Genomic DNA, 21381 nt, shown 5'->3' on the forward strand with positions numbered 1-21381 from the left:
GATAGGAGGTAGACCGCTTATGCCTGGGTTGGTTCAGCCGGTCGGACCAGCATGCCCACAAACGCATTACGGTGGCGTCGGTTGACGCCGTGACGACATCCGGTCGACTTCCGTAGGAGCGACTTCAGTCGCGACGGGCCTTACCGGCAATGTCCCGTCGCGACTGAAGTTGCTCCTGCAAAGGACCGAACCGTGCCGTTCGGCCTATGGCAGGTTTCGGACATGTCCTAAAGTGGCTGGGTTCACCACCCGAAAAGGAATCCCGATGCGTCCCACCCGCCTGTTGGCCTGCTCGCTGCTGCTGGCCGCCCCCGCGCTTGCCCTGGCCCAGTCCGCCGAGCGCCCCGAAGTGGCCGCCGCGGCAAGCAAACTGCAGGCCCAGGTGGTGCAGTGGCGCCGCGACTTCCACCAGCACCCGGAGCTGTCCAACCGCGAGGTGCAGACCTCGGCCAAGGTCGCCGCACAGCTGCGCAAGCTCGGCCTGAAGCCGCAGACCGGCATCGCCCACCACGGCGTGGTGGCGATCATCAAGGGCGGCAAGCCCGGCCCGAAGATCGCCCTGCGCGCCGACATGGACGCGCTGCCGGTGACCGAGCAGACCGGCCTGCCGTTCGCCTCCAAGGCCACCGGCGAATACCGCGGCGAGACCGTCGGCGTGATGCACGCCTGCGGCCACGACGCCCACACCGCGATCCTGCTCGGCGTGGCCGAAGCGCTGGTGGCGATGCGTGACCAGCTGCCGGGCGAAGTGATGCTGATCTTCCAACCCTCCGAGGAAGGCGCGCCGGGTAACGAAGAAGGCGGTGCCTCGCTGATGCTCAAGGAAGGCCTGTTCGCCGACTTCAAGCCGGAGGCGGTGTTTGGCCTGCATGTGTTCTCCAGCGTCCAGGCCGGCAAGATAGCCGTGCGCGGTGGCCCGCTGATGGCAGCGTCCGACCGCTTCAACATCAAGGTGATCGGCCGCCAGACCCATGGCTCGGCGCCGTGGAACGGCATCGACCCGATCGTCACCGCCGCCGACCTGATCGGCACCGCCCAGACCGTGGTCAGCCGCCGCGCCAACATCGCCAAGCAACCGGCGGTGGTCAGCTTCGGCGCGATCAAGGGCGGCATCCGTTACAACATCATCCCGGACGATGTGGAGATGGTCGGCACCATCCGCACCTTCGACGAAGGCATGCGCCAGCAGATCTTTGCCGACCTGAAGACCGTCGCCGAGCACACCGCCGCCGCCCACGGCGCCACCGCCGAGGCCAACGTGCCGGACCAGGACGGCAACCCGGCCACGATCAACGACCCGGCGCTGACCGCGAAGATGCTGCCGAGCCTGCAGGCCGTGGTCGGCAAGGACAACGTCTACGAGCCGCCGCTGCAGATGGGCGCGGAAGACTTCTCCTTCTACGCCCGCGAAGTGCCCGGCCTGTTCTTCTTCGTCGGCTCCACCTCGGTGGGCATCGACCCGGCCACCGCGCCCAGCAACCACTCGCCGAAGTTCCTGCTCGACGAGAAGTCGCTCGACGTCGGCCTGCGCGCGCTGCTGCAGGTCTCGCTGGACTACCTGGAAGGCACCCAGCCGGGCTGATCTAGTGCCTCGAACATGACCTTGTAGGAGCGGCTTCAGCCGCGATGGGGCGTTCCCATTTGAATCCCCGCACATGGATGTGCGGGCTTTTGCAGAGGGATCTGCGTGAACGCCCCATCGCGGCTGAAGCCGCTCCTACGGTTCACAAGCGCCCCATACACCCGCCGGCCAGCCCCCGGTCCGTAGAATCGCGGGATGAACACCGTCCAAGATTCCAGCCTCGGCCGTGAGGTCGCCTACCCGGATCGCTACGATCCGACCTTGCTGTTCCCGATCCCGCGCAGCGCGGGCCGTACCGAGATCGGCATCGACACAGCCCTGCCGTTCGCCGGCCACGATCGCTGGCATGCCTACGAACTGAGCTGGCTCGACGCCCACGGCAAACCGTGCGTGGCCACCGCGACCCTGCGCGTGCCGTGCGAGTCGCCGTACCTGATCGAGTCCAAGTCGCTCAAGCTCTACCTCAACTCGCTCAACGGCACGCGCTTCAACAGCGCCGAGGCGGTGCGTGTGTGCATCGCCACCGACCTGTCGGTGAGTGCCGGCGCCGAGGTGAGTGTCGAGTTCGGCCTGCCGCCGGTGGATACGGTCGGCGAGGGCGAGTCGATCGACGCACTCGATGTCGCCATCGACGATTACGGCCCGCCCAACGCCAGCTACCTGCGTGCCGATGCCGGGGGCGAAGCGGTCGAGGAGACCCTGGTATCGGCACTGCTGAAGTCCAACTGCCCCGTTACCGGCCAGCCGGACTGGGCCAGCGTGAGCTTGCGTTACCACGGCACGAAAATCGACCGTGAAGGCCTGTTGCGCTATCTGGTCAGCTTCCGCGATCACGCCGAGTTCCATGAGCAGTGCGTGGAGCGCATCTTCCACGACGTGCAGCAGCAGTGCCGCCCGCAATGGCTGACGGTCGAGGCGCGCTACACCCGTCGCGGTGGGCTCGACATCAACCCGTTCCGCGCCAGCCCGCAGCTGCCGGAGTCGCTGTCGGCGTTGCGCGACCCGCGCCAGTAACAGGTGTTCAGACGACCGGCCCGGTGCTTGCGCACGGGCCGGTGCAAGCACTTCAGGGGGCGCATAACCTCTAGATTTCCTGCATGCCAGCTTCACGTGCGCGCGATCCGTCCTTAACATCCGCCGTGAGACGGTAGCCGCCAGTCCGGTATCAAGGAACCGCTGGCGATGAGCAACGACAAGAAAGCCGATTTTTCCGACGTGACCGCCAAGGTCGACAGCACTGCCCCGGCGACGCCGAAGGCTGATTTCTCCGATGTCACCGCAAAGGTGGACAGCACCGCCGAGGTCGTCGGCGAGCAGTCCTACACCGTGAAGGGTGGCGATTCCTTATCCAAGATTGCCAAGCAGTTCTACGGTGACAGCAACGCCTGGAGGCGCATCTTCGACGCCAATACCGACGTGCTCAAGGATCCCGACAAGATATTCCCCGGCCAAACGCTGCGCATTCCCGCCAAGTCCTGATCCCGACCCACCTTTCGGAGCAAACACCATGCAGAAGACCCATCTTTCCGGCGCCGTGATCCTGGGCCTGACCGCCGTGCTGGCCCTGGCCGGTTGCAAGAAGAAAGACGACACCAGTGTCGACAGCACTGCGCCTGTGGCCAGCACGCCAGCGCCTGCCACCACGCCGGAACCGGCGCCTGCCGCCACCGGCGTCAGCGTGACCGGCGTGACCGTCGGCAACACCGCCGCCGCCGACAAGTCGGTCGCAGCGGTCGCCACGCTCGGCGCCAAGGACAAGATCATCGTCTCGGTGAAGACCGACGGCACCGCCAGCAACGTGCCGGTGGCGGTCAAGCTGACCTACCAGGATGGCCAGGTCGCCGGCCAGCAGAGCGCGTCGATCAATGCCAGCGGTGCCGAAACCACCAATGTCGAATTCAGCAAGGCCAGCGCCTGGCCGGCGGGCAAGTACACCGCCGACGTGACGGTGGATGGCAAGTCGGCCGGCACCCAGCAATTCGAGGTGAAATAGGAAGGCCCAAGGGGAGCAGTACGCCCGTCGACTCTCTCCCGACGGGCGTTCTTTGCTGGGGGCGCAGCGCGGGCTGCGCCTCCTTTTTTATTGGCTGCGCCGGCGCCGCGAAAGCCCGGCCAGTCATTGCGATGCGTGCGGAATCGGTTTTCGATGCAACCGATTGGCCCGGGTGGAACGCTGGATTCGCGCCGGCTCGGCTTTACCCCGTCGCCCCGCAGACGCGACAATGAAACGCTTGATCGATCCCGTTCCAGCCTGCGGCCGGCACGGCGGGCACACGCGGTGGCAGACGACAACGCCTCCGCAGCCCGATGAAGCTGCTTCCTTACCTTCGCCGCGGCTTTCTTCCCGAACCAGTACGAGTCCACGCAGAACATGTCGAACACCCCGAAGATCATCTACACGCTCACCGACGAGGCACCGTTCCTGGCGACGCAGTCGCTGCTCCCGATCATCAAGGCCTACACCGGCACCGCCGGTATTGCAGTGGAGACCCGCGACATCTCGCTGGCCGGTCGCATCCTGGCGCTGTTCCCGGACTACCTGAGCGACGCGCAGAAGATCGGCGATCACCTGGCCGAACTGGGCGAGCTGGCGACCCAGCCGGAAGCCAACATCATCAAGCTGCCGAACATCTCCGCCTCGGTGCCGCAGCTGAAAGGCGCGATCAAGGAACTGCAGGCGCAGGGCTATGCGCTGCCGAACTACCCCGATGCGCCCAGCGACGACGTCACCCGCGACATCAAGGCGCGCTATGACCGGGTCAAGGGCAGCGCGGTCAATCCGGTGCTGCGCGAGGGCAATTCCGATCGCCGCGCGCCGCTGTCGGTGAAGAACTTCGCGCGCAAGCACCCGCACCGCATGGGCGCCTGGGACAAGGGTTCGAAGACCACGGTGGCGCACATGGCCAGTGGTGATTTCTACGGCAGCGAGCAGTCCGCCACCATCGACAGCGCCGGTAGCGTGCGCATCGAACTGGTCGGCAACGACGGCGTGACCACGCTGCTGAAGGAGAAGACCACGGTCAAGGCCGGCGAGATCATCGATGCGGCGGTGTTGAGCCGCAAGGCACTGGCGCAGTTCGTCGATGCCGCCATCGCGCAGGCGCGCGCGCAGGGCGTGCTGCTGTCGCTGCACCTGAAGGCGACGATGATGAAGGTCTCCGACCCGATCATGTTCGGCGTGGTCGTCGGCGAGTTCTACAAGAACACGCTGAGCAAGCACGCCGATGCGCTCAAGCAGGCCGGTTTCGACCCGAACAACGGCATCGGCGATCTGTACGCGCGCATCGGCGCACTGCCGGAAGCGACGCAGGCCGAGATCAAGGCCGATATCGAGGCCGAGTACGCCCAGCGCCCGGCGCTGGCGATGGTGAATTCCGACAAGGGCATCACCAATCTGCACGTGCCCAGCGATGTGATCGTCGACGCCTCGATGCCGGCGATGATCCGCGACAGCGGCCGCATGTGGAACACCGAGGGCAAGTTGCAGGACACCCTGGCGCTGATTCCGGACCGCAGCTACGCCACCATCTACCAGGCGGTGGTCGAGGACTGCAAGGCGCACGGCGCGTTCGATCCGGCCACGATGGGCAGCGTGCCCAACGTCGGCCTGATGGCGCAGAAGGCCGAGGAATACGGCAGCCACGACAAGACCTTCCAGATCCCGCGCGACGGCGTGGTGCGCGTGGTCGATGAGACCGGCACCACGATCTTCCAGCACGCGGTCGAGGCCGGTGACATCTGGCGCATGTGCCAGACCAAGGACGCGCCGATCCAGGACTGGGTCAAGCTGGCGGTCAATCGCGCCCGCCTGAGCGGCACCCCGGCGGTGTTCTGGCTGGACCCGCAGCGCGCCCACGACGCGCAGGTGATCGCCAAGGTCGAAACCTACCTCAAGGATCACGATACCGCCGGCCTGGACATCCGCATCCTGGCGCCGGTCGAGGCGATGAAGTTCTCGCTGGAGCGCATCCGCAAGGGCCAGGACACCATCTCGGTCACCGGTAACGTATTGCGCGACTATCTGACCGACCTGTTCCCGATCATGGAGCTGGGCACCAGCGCCAAGATGCTGTCGATCGTGCCGCTGATGGCCGGTGGCGGCCTGTTCGAGACCGGTGCCGGCGGCTCGGCGCCCAAGCACGTGCAGCAGTTCGTCGAAGAGGACTACCTGCGCTGGGATTCGCTCGGTGAGTTCCTCGCGCTGGCCGCTTCGCTCGAGCACCTGGGCGAAACCTATGGCAATGCCCGCGCCAAGGTGCTGGCGCAGGCGCTGGACGCGGCCAACGGCCAGATCCTGGACAACAACAAGTCGCCGGCGCGCAAGGTCGGCGAACTCGACAACCGTGGCAGCCACTTCTTCCTGGCCCTGTACTGGGCGCAGGCGCTGGCCGCGCAGGACCAGGACGCCGAGCTGAAGGCCAAGTTCGTGCCGCTGGCCAAGCTGCTGGCGGAGAACGAGCAGACCATCATCGGTGAGCTCAACGGTGCGCAGGGCAAGGCCGTGGACATCGCCGGTTACTACCACCCGGACCTGAGCAAGATCGAAGCCGCGATGCGTCCGAGCAGCACCCTCAACGCCGCGTTGGCGACGCTGGCCGGCTGACCGAGCGGCGTTTTGCAAGACCCAAGGCCCGCCTCCTCACGGAGGCGGGCTTTTCTTTGGGCGGCTACCGATGCCGCATGCCTTTTGTGGGAAGCCTTTGTGGGAGGGACTTCAGTCCCGACGGGCCGTACCGGCAAAGCGTCGGGACTGAAGTCCCTCCCACAACGCGCCCCTTTCTGTCTCGCCACTGCCGCTCACCTAAACGGCGACAGCGCCGTCATCGCACGCGCCAGCACCGAAGCACGCCGCCGCTGACCACGTTCGCGACGTTGCCGAACGCGTTCTCGATCACCCACGTTGGCCGTATGGATCGTCTCGGCGGACTTGGCCAACTGGCGCGCCAGCTCCACGTTGGTGATGTGCCCATGCATGAAAAGCAATCCGTTGAAGATGCCCATGTCTACGTCTCCACTTGAGTGAAATCGACAATAGGCGCAGGCTGGTTGAGTAAAAAGCGAGAATTCCGCAACCAATCATTGAGAAATACTCAAGCCTCGTCATGACAAAGCCGCCACTCCATGCACTGCAGGGATTCGTGACCGCCGCGCGTCTGGGCAACCTTTCCAGGGCAGCCGAGGCGATGAACGTCACCGTCAGCGCACTCAGCCACCAGATGCGCGGCCTGGAGGAGCGGCTGGGGCATCCGCTGCTGGTGCGGCAGGCACGCGGCGTGACCACCACGCGGGAAGGCCAGCGTCTGCTTGAACAGGTCGCGCCGCACCTGGATGCGATCGCGCTGGCGTTCCAGCCGTTCGCCGCGCGCCATGACGACGTGCTTACCATCAGCATCACGCCGTCGATGGCCTCGGCCTGGCTGGTGCCGCGACTCAGCGATTTCCTGTCCGCGCATCCGCAAGTCGAAATCAACCTGCAATCCAGCGAGCGCCTGGTGGACTTCGAGCGCCAGCTTCAGATCGATGCCGCCTTGCGTATCGGTGCAGGGGACTGGCCCGGCCTCACCGCCGAACGGCTGTTCGACGACTGGCTGGTGCCGATGGCCAGCCCGGCGCTGATCCGCCGCATGGGCGGGATCGACAAGCGGCCGCTGCTCGAATGGCCGCTGCTGGGTGCCCGCGACCGCGAGTGGGAGCGCTGGTTCGCCGCGACCGGCGACAAGGTGCCCGCGCGCTACGTGGCGGTGCTCGACGATTCCGAATCGCACCATCGGGCAGCGCTGGACGGCGTCGGCGTGGCGCTGGGGCGGGTGACCCGGGCGCGGCTGCTGATCGACTCCGGCCAACTGGTGCCGCTGTCGTCGCATCGGCTCAAGACGACCTGGTCGCATTACCTGGTCTACCCGGCGCGCTCGGCCGGGCATCGCGGCCTCCTGGCGTTCCGCGAGTGGCTGCATGCACAGGCACGCGAACACGACCGGCACATGCAGGAGGTTGCGGAACAGCCGCCGCGTCCGCGCCGGCGTCGCTGAGTACACTGCGGCCATGAATCTCGCACCGATCCCGCCGCAGTCCGAACGCCGCGCCGAGGCGATCGGTCGCGCGATCTTCGAGGCGTTCGAGGACTACCACGCGCGCTTCGCCGAGGTCACCGCGCGTGCCCGGCAGCGCTTTGAGGCGCGTGACTGGAGTGGCGCGCGCGAGGACGCGGTTGAGCGCATCGCGCTGTACGACCAATACATCGCCGAGTGCATGCTGCGCCTGCGCGCGGTGCTGATGGGACAGGCGCACGACCGCGCGCTGTGGATCCGCGCCCGCGAGCACTATCTGAAGTTGATCGCCGCACTGCTGGACCAGGAGTTGTACAAGACCTTCTACAACACGCTGACGCGGCGCTACTTCCGCACCCGTGGCGTGGACCCGCGCATCGAGTTCGTCGCCCTCGACATCGAGCCGACCGACGCGATCACCCATCCGGTCGCGCGCCACACCTACGCGGTCTCGCCCGGCCGGCTGACCGAGATGCTGATGCGGGTGCTCGGCGACTATCCATTCGAAGTGCCGTACGCGCACCGCACGCGTTGCGCCGCGGCGATTGCGATCCGCCTGCAGGACGATCTGGCGCACTGGGGCGAGCACCCGGTGCGCAGCGTCGAGCTGCTGGAGACGGTGTTCTATCGCGAGCGCCGCGCCTATCTGGTCGGACGCGTATTCGGCGAACACCGTTTCTCGCCGTTTGTGATCGCGCTGGTCAACGACGAGCGCGGGCTACGCGCCGAGGCGGTACTGACCCGGCGCAGCGACGTCGCGCAGTTGTTCAGCAATTCGCGCAGTTACTTCCAGGCCAACCTGGGTACCGTCGGCGATGCGGTGGTGTTCCTGCGCAGCCTGCTCACGCACAAGCCGATCGACGAGCTGTACACCATGCTCGGCCGCGCCAAGCAGGGCAAGACCGAGCGCTACCGCACCTTCTTCCGCCATTTCGAGATACACACCGACGAGCGACTGGTGCATGCCGAAGGCACGCCCGGCATGGTGATGGTGGTGTTCACCCTGCCGAGCTATCCGCTGGTGTTCAAGGTGATCCGCGACCGCTTCGCCTATCCCAAGCAGATCAGCCGCGAGCAGGTTGAAGAGAAATACGAACTGGTGTTCCAGCTCGATCGCATCGGCCGCCTGCTCGACGCCCAGCCGTATCGCTTCATGCGCTTCCCGCGTTCGCGCTTCGCGCCGGCGCTGCTGGAAGAGCTGCTGGGCAGCTGCGCGCACAGCATCACCGAGGATGGCGAGGACCTGATCATCGAGCTGTGCTACGTGCAGCGCCGATTGCGGCCACTCAATCTCTACCTGCGCGAACAGCCGCTGGAGAACGTGCGCGCGGCGGCGATCGACTACGCGCAGGCGATCAAGGACATGGCCCGCAACAACATCTTCCCCGGCGACATGCTGCTGAAGAACTTCGGCATCACCCGCCACCGGCGCGCGGTGTTCTACGACTACGACGAGCTGTGCCTGGTCACCGAATGCAACTTCCGCGACTGGCCCCAACCGACCAATTACGAAGAGCAGATGTCGGCCGAACCCTGGTTCCACGTCGCCCCGCGCGATGTCTTCCCCGAACGCTTCCCGCTGTTCATGGGATTGCCGGCAGCGCAGTTGGAGGCAGTGCGCGCGGTCCACGCCGACCTGTTCGACCCGCAATGGTGGCGCAGCCTGCAGGCGCGCCTGCGCGAGGACGACTATCCCGATACGCCGCCTTATGCGGATTCACTGCGGCTGGCGTGAAGCACGGTCCGCGCGCTAATGGGTGTACGACATATCGCAGGCAGCAGGGCATGGAGCGGCGTGTTGTGAGCCTCTGCCTTGGTTCATGGGAAATGATCATGCGGAATTCCCGCCGGACGCCTTGATCGCGGCTGCTCATCCCGCCGCGATGAGGGCGTCCTCGGCCCGGACTCGGGGGTGATCAATGTGCTCACCACCGTCGAGCCCGAACACCCTGCGCAGGAACACGGCGCCGTCCTCCAGTGCCTGCCGGGCGATGGAAGACACCGACACCGCTTCGATGAAGCTGTGGGGTGCGCCCGGATAGAGCTTCACCTCGACGTTCACGCCCGATGCGAGCAGTTTGCCGGCCATCGCCAGATTCTGTTCGGTGAGTACGTCGCACTCGCCGACGCCGATGAAGAAGGGAGGCAGCCCTGTCAGCTCGGCCAGCAGGCCATGGGCATACGGATCGTTGCGGTCGCCGGGCCGGGAGATGTAATGGTTCCAGAAGGTATCTACTTCCTGCGCGGTCAGCATGTCTGCGTCGGTACCGTAGCGGCGGCGCGAATGCGGTGAGCAATCGGGCGTGAATCCTGCGTAGTAGCTCAGGATGGCGCCGATGCGATCGGCTTCGCCGAGATCGCGCAGTTTGAGCGCCGCACCGGTGGTCAGGTTGCCGCCGGCGGAATCTCCGCCGAGCGCCAGCCGGTCTGCATCGAGTCCGTGCTCTGCGCCGTTCGCCTGCAGCCAGCGCACGACATCGACGACCTGTTCCATTGCGACGGGATAGTGCACCTCGGGCGACAGTGCGTAGTCGATGCCGACCACGGCAACACCGGCGCGCGCGGCCAGTTCGCGCATCACCCGGTCGTGGGTGTTCAGGCTGAACATCGCCCAGCCGCCGCCATGCAGGAAGCCGAGCGTCGGCTTGGCCGTGCCGGGCGCTGGATCGTAGATGCGCAGTCGGACCGGGCCATGCCGGGTATCGGCGAAGATCTCTTCGATGCGCGCGATCGTCGGCCCGCCTTCGCACCAGGGGCGCCGGACCTGCTCCACGATCTCGCGCTGGGCCGGCCAGTCCAGGGTTCGCCCGGCTCGCAGGCGGCGGCCTTCGGCGATCACGCTGTCGATGAAGTGGGCTATCTCCGGGTCGATCGGCTTGGCCGACGGGGTGATGGCGGCGATCGCACCGGCGCCACGGCCGCCGTCGAAACGGCGCATCCACGTGGCCAGCGAGTGCTGCCGTGTATCCCACAGCCCGCGCAGGATGTCGTCGAAGACGTCGTCACGTTCGTCCTGGCCCAGCTTGAAGGTGGCGCGCGATTCGCGGATGTGCGCGTGGAAGCCGACGACGTGTTCGCGCAATGCGAAGTAGCGCTCGCCCATCTCCTCGACGCGCCATGCGCCTGGGCGCTCCCGTTCCTGGTCGGCGGTCAGTCGTCGCAGCAGGCGGTCGGCATCCTCCGGCGTGTCACGCAGTTCGATGTCCACGTCGAACACGATGCTGGTGTAGTTCCAGGTCGGTGCACGGGTGCGATCGGCGAACCAGGACGGCGAGATATAGCCGTGCGGGCCGATCAGCAGTACCGTCGCGCGCGGATCGTCGGCCAGTGCGCGCCACTGCGGGTTGCTGCGCGCGAAGTGTCCGAGCAGGCGCAACGGCCGGCCGGCGGTATCGCATTCGACCTGGACCGGCAGCGGTGTGGCCGACAGCGCTCCGGCTGGGCCGGACACGATCCAGGCGAAGGGTTGTTCGGCGACGAGATCGGTCGCGCTCTGATCGGAGAGCGGCCGGAAAAGCGATGGAGTGGGCATGATGTCCGGCGCTGAGTCGATCGGGGGGAGGTTCATTGGATGGACGCGGCCACCGAATGAGCCGGCCAGTGGTCGACCCAGGGGCTCGTCGCTTCGAGTTCATAGGCGAGTGCGAGCAGGGTGTCCTCCTGTCCGCGGTCGGCCGCGAACATGCTGCCGATCGGCAGGCCGCCGCGGCTACGCGACAACGGCAGCGCGATCGCCGGTGTACCTGCCATGTTCTGCAGAGGCGTGTAGTCGATCCACTCGAACATCGTCTTCATCAGGGTCTGCATCGGCACATCCGGCGCGAAGGTTCCCAGCAGCGGAGGCGGTGCGCTGACCACCGGGGTCAGTACGACGTCGAAAGTGCTGAAGAAGGTGGCCAACAGTTGTGGAAGCTGCGCGATCTGCCGGTAGGCCGCTTCCAGCGCATGCGTGGGCAGACGCTGCCCACGCGCGCCGAGGTCCAGCGTCCACGGCTCCAGCATGTCCTCCAGGCGGTGCGCGCCGACCCGCGCACGGGCGGCGTCGACGCAGTCGGCCGCCAGATGCGACCACAGGTCTTCGAATGCGCCCAGGAAAGCGTCCCCATCGAGCGGCCATTGAGCGTGCTCCACCCGATGGCCCAGCGATGCGCACAACGTCGCCGTGTGCGTGATGGCTTGTCGGACTTCCGGATGCGGCGCACTACCGCGCAGACCATGTTCGATCACCGCGATCTTCAGGCGTCTGCTCGAAGGCCCCTGGACCATCGTGCGTCCTGCCTGCAGATGGGTCGCGGCGAATGCCCAGGCGGTATCACGTACGCTGCGCGAATGCAGGCAGTCGGCCACCAGAAGATCCTCGACGAGGTGGCGTGCACGCACACGCACCGTGCTGTCGCGGCCGGGCTTCAGCCCCACCACGCCGCAGCAGGAGGAGGGCAGCCGGATCGAACCGCCGCCATCGCTGCCGTGCGCGAAGGGCACCAGGCCGGCGGCGACCGCGGCAGCCGCTCCGCCGCTGGAGCCGCCGGGCGAATGCGCCAGCGACCACGGGTTGCGGGTTACCGGGCCTTGCAGTGGTTCTGTCGAAGCGAGCAGCCCGAACTCCGGCATTGACGACTTGCCGACTGCGACCAGGCCCTGCGCGAGGAGTCGCTGGACATAGGGGTATCCGTGTTCCAGCAGCGCCCCGCTGCGGCTGCGTGAGCATGCCAGCGTCGGCATGCCCGGATAGTCCAGCGAGTCCTTGGCCAACCAGGGCACGCCTGCCATCGCGCCACGCGTGGATGCGCCGCCGACGGAGCTATCCAGCGCGGTGGCCGTGCGGCGTGCCAATCCGAATGCGCGATGGCTCAACGCCTGCAATTGTGGGTCCAGTGCCTCGATCCGCAGGATCGCGGCTTCTACCAGACCACCGGCGTCGATGTCGCCGGCTTGCACCAACGCGGCCTGGTCGTGGGCATCGAGGCGGCCGATGGTGAACGCATCAGAGCGCGTGAGGGGGGAACGGACGGACATGCGTGCGAAAGGCTCCGGTGCTACTGAGGCTGCAAGGGCGAAGGACACATCGGTTACCGCTGCGCGGCGCGCGGATCGAAGCCGTGCGGGCCGACATATGCGGCGGGAGGACGTTGTCGATCGGTCATGGCATTTCATGCTGTCCACGACGAAGTTCCGATGCTTCGCCATCTCATCCGCCGACTTCGCCGAACACGTCCATCGATAACCGCGACGTGCGGGCGGTAGCAGCAAACCCGCGTCCGACCTGCGGCGGCGGCTGTTTCGGTTAAGTCGTTGCCTTGATCGGCGTCTTCGGCGCAGCGTCCCGGGGCTACGCTCGGAACACCTTTCAGTAACGGGGCCGGCCTTGCCACGCACTTCCTCAACCGATCCCACGAGCGCACTCGACTGGCTCGCACGGCTGGTCGCCTTCGATACCACCTCCCGCAATTCCAACCTGGCGCTGATCGAGGCGATCGAAGCGTGGCTCGGCGGGCTCGGCGTGCGTTCGGTGCGGGTCATGGACGCGGAACGCCGCAAGGCGAACCTGCTGTTCTCCATCGGTCCGGATGTCGCTGGCGGGGTGGTGCTGTCCGGCCACACCGACGTGGTGCCGGTCGATGGACAGGATTGGAGCAGCGACCCGTGGACGCTGTCCGAGCGCGATGGACGGCTCCATGGCCGGGGTACGGCGGATATGAAGGGCTTTCTCGCGGCCGGTTTGTCGCGGGTGCCGGCGATGCTGGATGCCGGACTCAAGCGGCCGGTGCATTTCGCCCTGTCCTACGACGAGGAGGTCGGCTTGCTGGGAGCGCCTTCGCTGATCGAGACGATCATGACCAACCTGCCCACGCCCGGTTTGGTGATCGTGGGGGAACCGACCGGGATGCGGATCGTCGACAGGCACAAGGGCATCATGGGGTTGCGCACTACCGTGACCGGCCACGAGGCGCATTCCAGCCAGACGCATCTGGGCATCAGCGCGAACGTGGTGGCGACACGGCTGATGTCGCGGATCGTGGAGATCGGCGATCGCCTGGTGGCCGCCGCGCCCGCCGCGAACGGTTTCGAGCCGCCGCATACCACCATCACCATCGGCCTGATCCAGGGCGGCACGGCGGCGAATATTCTCGCCAGGCAATGCGCCTTCGTCTGGGACATCCGCTCGGCCTCGCCGCTGGAAGCGCGGGCGGTGTACGACGAGGTCGAGGCGCACGCCAGGCAACTGGAGTCCGCGATGCGGATGCGCTTCCCGGCGTGCCGTATCGTCACCGAGATACTTTCTGATGTGCCGGCCCTGACCGGCGCGGTCGCAGCCGGTACGCACGCGCTGCAACTGGCATCGCAGTTGGCCGGCACGAGCGAGCGCGAGGCTGCATCCTATGTCGCGGAGGCAGGGTTGTTCGAGCGCGCCGGGCTGCCGACCGTGATCTGTGGCCCCGGCTGGATCGCGCAGGCACATCAGCCCGATGAGTACATCGAGATCCACCAGCTCGTCGCAGGCGAGGCATTCATGGACCGCTTGATCGAGGAGTTGTGCAGGTGACCGACGTCTCCGTCAGTAGCTCCCCCCGGATCGCCGGCCGCCGCAGTTGGGTGCTCGGCGTGCTGACCTCCATCTATCTGGTGAACTTCATCGATCGCCAGATCCTGGCGATCCTGCTGCCGCAGGTGAAGGCAGAGTTCGGCCTGTCGGATACCTCGCTTGGACTGCTGGTGGGACCGACCTTCGCGCTGTTCTACGCCACGATGGGCCTGCCGCTGGCGCTGCTCGCCGACCGGATCAATCGCCGCTGGTTGATCGCGGTGTCGCTTGCGCTGTTCTCGACGATGACGATCGCCTGCGGCCTCGTAGTGCAATTCTGGCAACTGGTCGTGGCACGCATCCTGACCGGCGTGGGCGAGGCGGGTACCGGGCCCGCCTCGCAGACGATGATCACCGATCTCTATCCACCGCAGCGGCGCGCACGCGCACAGGCGGTCTACGCCACCGGCGCCAACCTCGGGGTACTGGTCGCGTTTGCCGCAGGTGGGGCGATCGCCCAGGCATGGGGCTGGCGTGCCGCGTTCTTCGCCGCCGGCGTCCCGGGGCTGGTGCTCACGGTGGTGATGCTGGTGACCGTGCGCGATCCGCAGCGCGGTGCGAGCGACCCTGCGGTCTCACATGACGACGCGCCCGCGCTCGGCATGGTGATGCGCCAACTTTGGCAGAGCCGTGCTTTCCGCTACACCGCGCTGGGCGCGTGCTCGACCTGTTTCACCGCCTATGCGCTGGGCGGTTTCTTTCCGCTGTTCCTGGCCCGCAGCCATGGCATGTCGACCGGCGAGATCGGCATCACCATGGCCCTGATCATGGGCGTCTGCGGCGGCCTGGCGACCTATGCGGCCGGGCATCTTGCCGACCGTTTCGGGCGCGGCGACCAGCGCTGGTATTCCTACATCCCCGCGCTTGCTGCGCTGGCGCCGCTACCGTTGGCGCCGATCTGCTTCCTCGCGCAGGACACGGGCATCGCACTGGCGGCCGCCATCGTCCCGCTGTCGCTGACCGCCGCGTTCATCGGCCCGACCATCGCGGTCGTCCAGCGACTGGTGCCGTTGCGTAGCCGCGCGACCGCCGTGGCGACCCTGATCCTGATCGACAACGTCGTCGGCCTCGGCCTGGGGCCGCAGTTCGTCGGTCTCGCCAGCGATCTGTGGAAGCCAACGCTGGGCGAGGACTCGCTGCGCTACGCCATGCTTGCCGCGATGGCCGGCTCTGCCGTGTCGGTGTTCGGCTTCGTCATGGCGGCACGTCATCTTCGCGCCGATATCGATGCCCGCGAGCGTTCCGCGCCTGCGTCGGCATCGAATGGATAAGCATCCACCTTGGACCGCCAAGCTGCCGGGAGAGAGGCCGGCTAGGTTCGTCATGGGCCGGCTCGATGCCATCGCCGCCGGATGACAAGAACCTTTGGAGAGAGGCCGACATGAACAACCCCACCCGCATGCCGATTCCATGTGCGATGTTCCTCGCGCTCCTGGCGACGCCGACATTCGCCCAGACCGGCACCGCGACTACCGACACAGAACCCACCGATCTGGATGCGGTACGCGTGGTTGGCCAGCGTGCCAACCGAGTCAGCAACGGTGCAACCAATCTCGATCTGGATATCAAGGAAACTCCGCAATCGATCAGTGTGGTCGATAGCAAGCAGATGGAGCAGTTCGGCGCCACCAGCCTCAACGACGCGTTGCGTCTGGCCACCGGCATCCAGGTCGAGGAGGTCTCGACCAACCTCACCCAGTTCCTCGCACGCGGCTTCGAGATCAGGAACACCCAGATCGACGGTGTCGGCCTGCCTAATGGGTGGGGCGTCGTCACCAATGCGATGGACGCCTTCGGCTACGACAAACTGGAAGTGATCCGTGGCGCCAACGGTCTGCTGACCGGCGTGGGCAATGCCTCGGGCACGATCAACTACGTACGCAAGCGCCCGACCAATGACACGCAGGGCTCGGTGGGGGTCAGTTACGGTTCGTGGGACAAGCGGCGTGTCGAGGCGGATTACTCAACGCCGTTCACCAGCGACGGCACCTGGGCCGGCCGCGTGGTGGCCGCGCGCGAGAACAGCAACTCGTACCTGCGTGATTTCGAGAGCGAGCGGACCTTCCTCTACGGTGTGGTCGACGGGCAGATCGGTGAAAACGGCACGCTGGCGTTCGGCTATTCCTGGCAGCAGGCCGACACCAACGGCAACATGTGGGGGACGCTGACCTTCGTGGCCAACGATGGCCGCCAGCTCGAATGGGACCGCAGCGCCTCGACCACGCAGGACTGGACGTACTGGAACTCGACCACCCATAACGGATTCGTCGAATACACGCATTATCTCGGTGCGGACTGGCGCCTGAAGGCGTCCTACAACTACCGCCTCTATGATCATGATTCGCAACTGTTCATGGCCTATTCCCCCACCGGGCTGGATCCGGTTACCGGCGAGGGCCTGGTGGGCTGGGCCTACAAGAGCCCGTACAAGACGACCGCCCATCTGGGCGACATCGCGATCAACGGCCGCTTCCACCTGTTCGGTCGCGAGCAGGAAGCGTTGTTGGGCATGAGCGTGGCCAGGAGCGAGGGAACGGAGTGGTACAACCCGGCGGATTTCTCCGGCCCGGCCTTCGGACTGCTGCCGGGCTTCCCATACGCCGGCAACGCGATTCCCGAGCCGGTCTGGAATGACCGCATCTTCTATACCCAGTTGAATCAGCGGCTGAAGCGCGCGTTCGGCGCGACGCGGGTGTCGTTGACCGAGCGGCTCAAGGCCATCGTCGGCTTCAACTGGGCCGAGTATCACCGCGATGGCATCGACGCCGAAGCCGCGCGTTTTGATCAGACCGAGAGCAACCTCAGTCCCTACGCCGGTTTGACCTGGGACTTCAGCGACAAGGTGCTCGGCTACGTCAACTATTCGGATATCTACCAGCCGCAGGACCGCTACGACATCAATCACGACTATCTCGATCCGAGCAAGGGCGTGAACTACGAGATGGGCCTCAAGGCCGAATGGCTGGATCGACGCCTGCTGACGACGCTGGCCTGGTTCAGTGCCAAGCAGGAAGGACTGGCCACCTATGCGGGTATGGTGTTCGAGACCGGCTACGCGTACTCCTACTACACCGGCGTCGACGTCGAATCGAAGGGCTTCGAGTTCGAGGCGACCGGCAGGCTCAACGAGCATCTCGATCTGGTCTTCGGCTATACCCAGCTGCGGATGAGTGGTCAGAACGGTAGCGATACTTACGCGTGGGTGCCGCGCCGTACCGCCAACCTGATACTCAGCATGCGTGTGCCGAGCTATACGGCACTGTCCTTCGGGGTGGGCGGTCGCTGGCAGAGCGAGGTGTCCAACACGGACACCTACAGCGGCTACCGCGTACGCCAGGGCAGCTACGCGATACTCAACGCGTTCGCCGCCTGGGATATCCAGCCCAACCTTACGTTGCGTGCCAACGTCGGTAATCTCACCGACGAGAAGTACATCAACAGCCTGTACTCGGCCAGTTACTACGGCGCGCCACGCCACTACTCCGTGAACCTGGACTGGCGGTTCTGATCGTGTGGGCAGGGGCGGCGGCTTTGTCGCTCGCCCCCGAGCCGCTGAGCCAGCGCTAGGGCGTCTGCTCGTTGTCGCTGCTGATCCATCCCTTGAGGCGTTCGGCGATGTGGCGCTTCAGGGCAGGGTGACGTTCGATCGCGTGATCGATACCTGCGGTATCGCCATCGCGTAGATGTTCATCCAGGAACGCGAGGACCAGATCGCCGGTTGCCGACAGTGCTTCGTCGCCGTCGATGCTGCCCACCCGCGCTTCCCGTTTCGGGCCCGTCAGCAGGGTCACAAGATCGGTGAATCCCATGTGGCGGGCGCCTTCAAGACGGACTCGCAGCACATCCTTGTCCTCGCCGACATTGCGCCATGCGGCGTAGGCGAGGTCATTCGGGCTGAAGTCGGGTTGTTGTGGCTGGCCCTCGAACAGGCTGTAGCGGGTCCAGTCACTCAACATCAGCAACAGCGGCCGTCCGACCGGTTGGTCGAAGAGGTCGGGATCGAAATTCTGCCCATCCAGATTCACCGCTGCACGGCAAGCATCGACCTGCCTGCAGCTCGTAGCCGCTGTTGCGCCGCCGAACGACATGCCGGCGAAGGCAATACGGTGGCGGTCGGTGGCGATCAGCGGTTGGCGCAGCGCCGGGGGAGCGTTGCCGTCGAGGATGGCCTGGGCGACCGCCAGCGTATCGGCACGCCATTCGACAAGCGAACGACCGATCCGCGTCGCCGCAAGCGCCTCGGCGTAATCGGTCAGTGCCTCGCGCCGCGCCGCGAGGTCCGCCCCGCTCACCAGAACCTGCAGCGCCTTGGCGAATCGTGGATCGTCGCCGGTGCCGGCAGGCTTGGTCGCGATGATGCGGCCATCCTGCAGACGCACATCGGTGGTGTCCCCTGGATGCGTGATCGACACCACGATGTAACCGTGGCTCGCCAGACGTGCGGCGAGCACGCTGTTCTGTTCCGGATACAGGAAGAAGCCATGGCTGAAGACCACAACCGGGAACCCCTGCATTCGCCGGGCCGGAGGCGCCTCCGGCCGCACCGCCATGCGCGCGGTGGTCATCGCGTGCAGTTCGTCTTCGGTGTAGCCAAAGTTGCGGGCGAGCGCGGGCACGGTAACGGCGGCCGTGTCGGTCTCAAGATAAGCGCTGTCGCCGACCGCGCGACCTTCAGCCGGGTACCACACGAGCGCCGGTAGCCGCCTCGGCCCACTGGCCGGGTCATCGGCGTCGAGTCGGCGCGATGGGTCGACGAACTCGGCCTTGGCGACACCGACGGCATACTTGCCATCCGGCATCGGCAATGCCGGCACCGAGGCCTGCGCGACGGTGGAGCACACCGCGATCGCAATCGCAATCACAATGAACGAACGTCCCATCATGATTCCTTTGTATCGACGGCAACGCGAAAGCGTGTGATCACTCCCGGCGCAGCGGCTGTTGGCGATTGCATGCAAGTACCCCTCGGATTGATTGGGTCGGCGCGTGGCGCGGAAGCGGGTGTGGGTCATCGCCACGCCTGTTCGGCCACCGCGAAACCAGTGTCTCTGTCCACAAGCGGACCGCCGCCAAGCGCTGGCAGTTGGCGGGATCGTTCACGCGGCAACTCCGTGTACATGCCGCGCATCGCCATCGTGCGGGCGAGGGTCGGGCTGGAGCCGAACGCGAGCTTGAACGCGCGCGTGAAGCTTCCCGGACATTCGTATCCACATTCGATTGCGATGTCGATCATCGGCATATCGCTCTTGCTGACCAGTGCCATCGCCTTCGTCAGCCTGACCTGCTTGTAGACCTGCCCCACGCTGCCGCGTAGCAATACCTGGAATCCATGCTGCAGTTTCTTGATCGTCATGCCGACTGCAGCAGCGAGTTCGGTCACGCTCAGCGGCTCATCGAGGTTCTCCTCGATGAGCCGCTTGGCGAGCCCGACCTTCTCGACGTCGGAGCGTCGCAGCACCGGGCTGTCGGCATCGTTGCCCTCGGCATATGACTGGATCGCCGCGCACACGATCTCGATCGACTTGGCGATCAGATAAAGCCGTCGCAGCTCGCCTTCATAGGGGCATTCGAACGCCTGCGTCGCCGCGATGCTCGCGCTGCTGCCGAGCGGCGTGTGACGCAAGCCGATCGGGGTCCGGTGAAGGATGTAGTCACGGAAGATCGCCGGTAGTGCATTGGCGTCCAGGCCGAGTACATCCTGGATCCGGTCGCGGCGCAGGAAAACCGAGACATAGCGCAGCGTGCGGTGCGGTTCGTAAACCGTATGCACGGCATCGCCATGCGAAAGACCGAAGAACGTACAGAACCCATGCGCGAGCGCCTCGTCGGCAGGATCGTCGCCGGCGGAAATCCTGGTGCGTCCCTCGATCATGGCGCAGAACACCAGATGATCGTCATGGCGGTGCGAGCGCGAGATCGGGCATGCGGCGCGGAAATCGACCACCGCGATCGACAGCGCGTCGTTGAGCTGCATGAATTCCCAGCCGCCGTTTCCTACGGACTGATCGTAGCGATGCCGGAAACCATGTCCCGAGACGAGCGGCTCGCGCCAGCCTTCGAGCACCGTTGTGCCGCGCCAGCGCGCTGCTTCCGCTGGCTGCCCGGCGCAGTCCAGCATGTCCTCAATAGTGCGGTCGTTGAGCATCATCAGACATCCCCCCGTGCTTGCTCGAATCAATACACATCATGCCTCCATCAGACTCGGGACCGGCTGCATCCGCTGACGGCGAGTGCTGGCGTCGGCGCATGCCCGGGTCGGTTTCGGCTAAGTCGCCGCCCTGATCGGCACCTACCTCGCGCTGTCCCGGGGCTACGCTCGGATCACTTTCCAGTGACGGCTCAGATCTTGGAACTCGCCTCCTCATCCCCCTTCATGAAAGGCCGGCATCGGTCCGCTGTCCAGTGGCGGTTCCGAGTATGCGGCCTGCGCCATGTGCTTGTTTTGGAAGAGGGGGCGACGTCGACCAAGCAACAACTCGGCGTGACGGCAGGCACAGACGCCAGGAGCCGACGCCAGGATGCCGAAATACGCCGCGTATGCCCACGGCGGCGTCGCCTTCCTGCAGGGATGTGCATCGATAGTGCGATGGTCGCCCACCGGCCCGGGTGCGAGATTCCAGTTGACGCCACGCTTGGTACTGCCCATGTCCCAGAAGGATTCCCTCGATCGGATCGACCTGAAGATCCTCCACGCCTTGCAGGAGAACGCCCAGATCAAGAATCAGGTGCTGGCCGACCGGGTCGCGCTGTCGGCCAGTGCATGTCTGCGCCGGGTCCGCGATCTGGAGACACGAGGCTTCATCATGGGCTACCGCGCCCATATCGCGATCGATCGGATCCGCACCGTCACCATCGTGATCGCGCAGGTCTCCTTCGAGCGGCATTCGGTCGGCAGGTTCGTGGGCTTCGACGAGTGGGTGAGGACAACGCCGGAGATCGTGGAATCGGTGCGGATCAGTGGCCACTACGACTACATGTTGCGCGTGGTGGTGGGCGACATCCACGACTGGAAGCGCGTCATGCGGGAGATGACGAACGGCGATTTCGGCGTGGAGAAGATCGTCTCCAATTTCCTGATGGAGGACGTGAAGTCGTTCGAAGGTTACCCGCTGACGTCGGCGGGCAATCCGGACTGAGCCTCGCCTGCATGCACGGACATCTCATCGCCT

The 21381-nt window shown here is 65.8% G+C and carries 16 protein-coding genes; 11 read left to right on the plus strand and 5 right to left on the minus strand.

Annotation, left to right across the window (positions count from 1 at the left end; translation table 11 throughout):
• Positions 1-265: 265 nt before the first annotated feature.
• The 5 genes from AC3WJE_RS10490 (at position 266) to AC3WJE_RS10510 (ending at position 6185) form a co-directional block, all read left to right on the plus strand.
• On the plus strand, positions 266-1582 hold the full coding sequence (locus AC3WJE_RS10490) for a M20 family metallopeptidase (protein ID WP_493730736.1): 1317 nt from the start codon (positions 266-268) through the stop codon (positions 1580-1582).
• Between the two features lie 195 nt (positions 1583-1777).
• Complete coding sequence (queF, locus tag AC3WJE_RS10495) at positions 1778-2596, plus strand: NADPH-dependent 7-cyano-7-deazaguanine reductase QueF (protein WP_493730737.1); 819 nt, start codon at positions 1778-1780, stop codon at positions 2594-2596.
• 168 nt (positions 2597-2764) lie between these two features.
• Positions 2765-3061, plus strand: a complete 297-nt coding sequence (locus tag AC3WJE_RS10500) for a LysM peptidoglycan-binding domain-containing protein (protein WP_493730738.1) — start codon at positions 2765-2767, stop codon at positions 3059-3061.
• 28 nt (positions 3062-3089) lie between these two features.
• Positions 3090-3575, plus strand: coding sequence for a hypothetical protein (locus AC3WJE_RS10505; RefSeq protein ID WP_493730739.1), 486 nt, complete (start codon positions 3090-3092; stop codon positions 3573-3575).
• Between the two features lie 378 nt (positions 3576-3953).
• A complete protein-coding gene (locus AC3WJE_RS10510) occupies positions 3954-6185 on the plus strand; it encodes an NADP-dependent isocitrate dehydrogenase (RefSeq protein ID WP_493730740.1) in 2232 nt (743 codons plus the stop codon).
• 194 nt (positions 6186-6379) lie between these two features.
• Here the strand turns inward: AC3WJE_RS10510 and AC3WJE_RS10515 are convergent, their stop codons facing one another.
• Positions 6380-6583 carry a hypothetical protein gene (locus AC3WJE_RS10515; protein WP_493730741.1) on the minus strand — a complete coding sequence of 68 codons (204 nt, stop codon included), beginning with the start codon at positions 6581-6583 and terminating at the stop codon, positions 6380-6382.
• A gap of 101 nt (positions 6584-6684) precedes the next feature.
• Between AC3WJE_RS10515 and AC3WJE_RS10520 the strand changes: the two genes are divergently transcribed.
• Together AC3WJE_RS10520 and aceK are read left to right on the plus strand one after the other, a co-directional pair.
• A complete protein-coding gene (locus AC3WJE_RS10520) occupies positions 6685-7611 on the plus strand; it encodes a LysR substrate-binding domain-containing protein (RefSeq protein WP_493730742.1) in 927 nt (308 codons plus the stop codon).
• A 13-nt stretch (positions 7612-7624) separates the two neighbouring features.
• Positions 7625-9364, plus strand: a complete 1740-nt coding sequence (gene aceK / locus AC3WJE_RS10525; protein ID WP_493730743.1) for a bifunctional isocitrate dehydrogenase kinase/phosphatase — start codon at positions 7625-7627, stop codon at positions 9362-9364.
• Positions 9365-9499: 135 nt separating this feature from the next.
• Here the strand turns inward: aceK and AC3WJE_RS10530 are convergent, their stop codons facing one another.
• A complete protein-coding gene (locus AC3WJE_RS10530; protein ID WP_493730744.1) occupies positions 9500-11161 on the minus strand; it encodes an alpha/beta hydrolase fold domain-containing protein in 1662 nt (553 codons plus the stop codon).
• Positions 11162-11193: 32 nt separating this feature from the next.
• Positions 11194-12645: an amidase family protein gene (locus AC3WJE_RS10535; RefSeq protein ID WP_493730745.1), complete on the minus strand. Its 1452-nt coding sequence runs from the start codon at positions 12643-12645 to the stop codon at positions 11194-11196.
• Between the two features lie 349 nt (positions 12646-12994).
• On the opposite strand from AC3WJE_RS10535, the gene argE reads away from it, so the two are divergent.
• The 3 genes from argE to AC3WJE_RS10550 all read left to right on the plus strand — a co-directional run bounded on the left by argE (position 12995) and on the right by AC3WJE_RS10550 (position 17720).
• Positions 12995-14173, plus strand: coding sequence for an acetylornithine deacetylase (gene argE / locus AC3WJE_RS10540; protein ID WP_493730746.1), 1179 nt, complete (start codon positions 12995-12997; stop codon positions 14171-14173).
• A complete protein-coding gene (locus AC3WJE_RS10545; protein ID WP_493730747.1) occupies positions 14170-15483 on the plus strand; it encodes a spinster family MFS transporter in 1314 nt (437 codons plus the stop codon). Before argE ends, AC3WJE_RS10545 begins: the two co-directional genes overlap by 4 nt.
• Before the next feature lie 110 nt (positions 15484-15593).
• Positions 15594-17720 carry a TonB-dependent siderophore receptor gene (locus AC3WJE_RS10550; RefSeq protein ID WP_493730748.1) on the plus strand — a complete coding sequence of 709 codons (2127 nt, stop codon included), beginning with the start codon at positions 15594-15596 and terminating at the stop codon, positions 17718-17720.
• A gap of 55 nt (positions 17721-17775) precedes the next feature.
• Here AC3WJE_RS10550 and AC3WJE_RS10555 read toward each other — a convergent pair whose 3' ends face one another.
• Positions 17776-19224 carry an alpha/beta hydrolase family protein gene (locus AC3WJE_RS10555; RefSeq protein WP_493730749.1) on the minus strand — a complete coding sequence of 483 codons (1449 nt, stop codon included), beginning with the start codon at positions 19222-19224 and terminating at the stop codon, positions 17776-17778.
• Positions 19221-20360: a helix-turn-helix transcriptional regulator gene (locus AC3WJE_RS10560; protein ID WP_493730750.1), complete on the minus strand. Its 1140-nt coding sequence runs from the start codon at positions 20358-20360 to the stop codon at positions 19221-19223. The genes AC3WJE_RS10555 and AC3WJE_RS10560 overlap by 4 nt, the downstream gene beginning before the upstream one ends.
• A gap of 496 nt (positions 20361-20856) precedes the next feature.
• Between AC3WJE_RS10560 and AC3WJE_RS10565 the strand changes: the two genes are divergently transcribed.
• The gene (locus AC3WJE_RS10565) at positions 20857-21348 is read left to right on the plus strand and encodes an Lrp/AsnC family transcriptional regulator (protein WP_493730751.1); all 492 of its coding nucleotides are present in this window, start codon (positions 20857-20859) and stop codon (positions 21346-21348) included.
• Positions 21349-21381 lie beyond the last annotated feature (33 nt).

It is taken from the genome of Pseudomonas sp. GW821-FHT07E12, assembly GCF_058986605.1.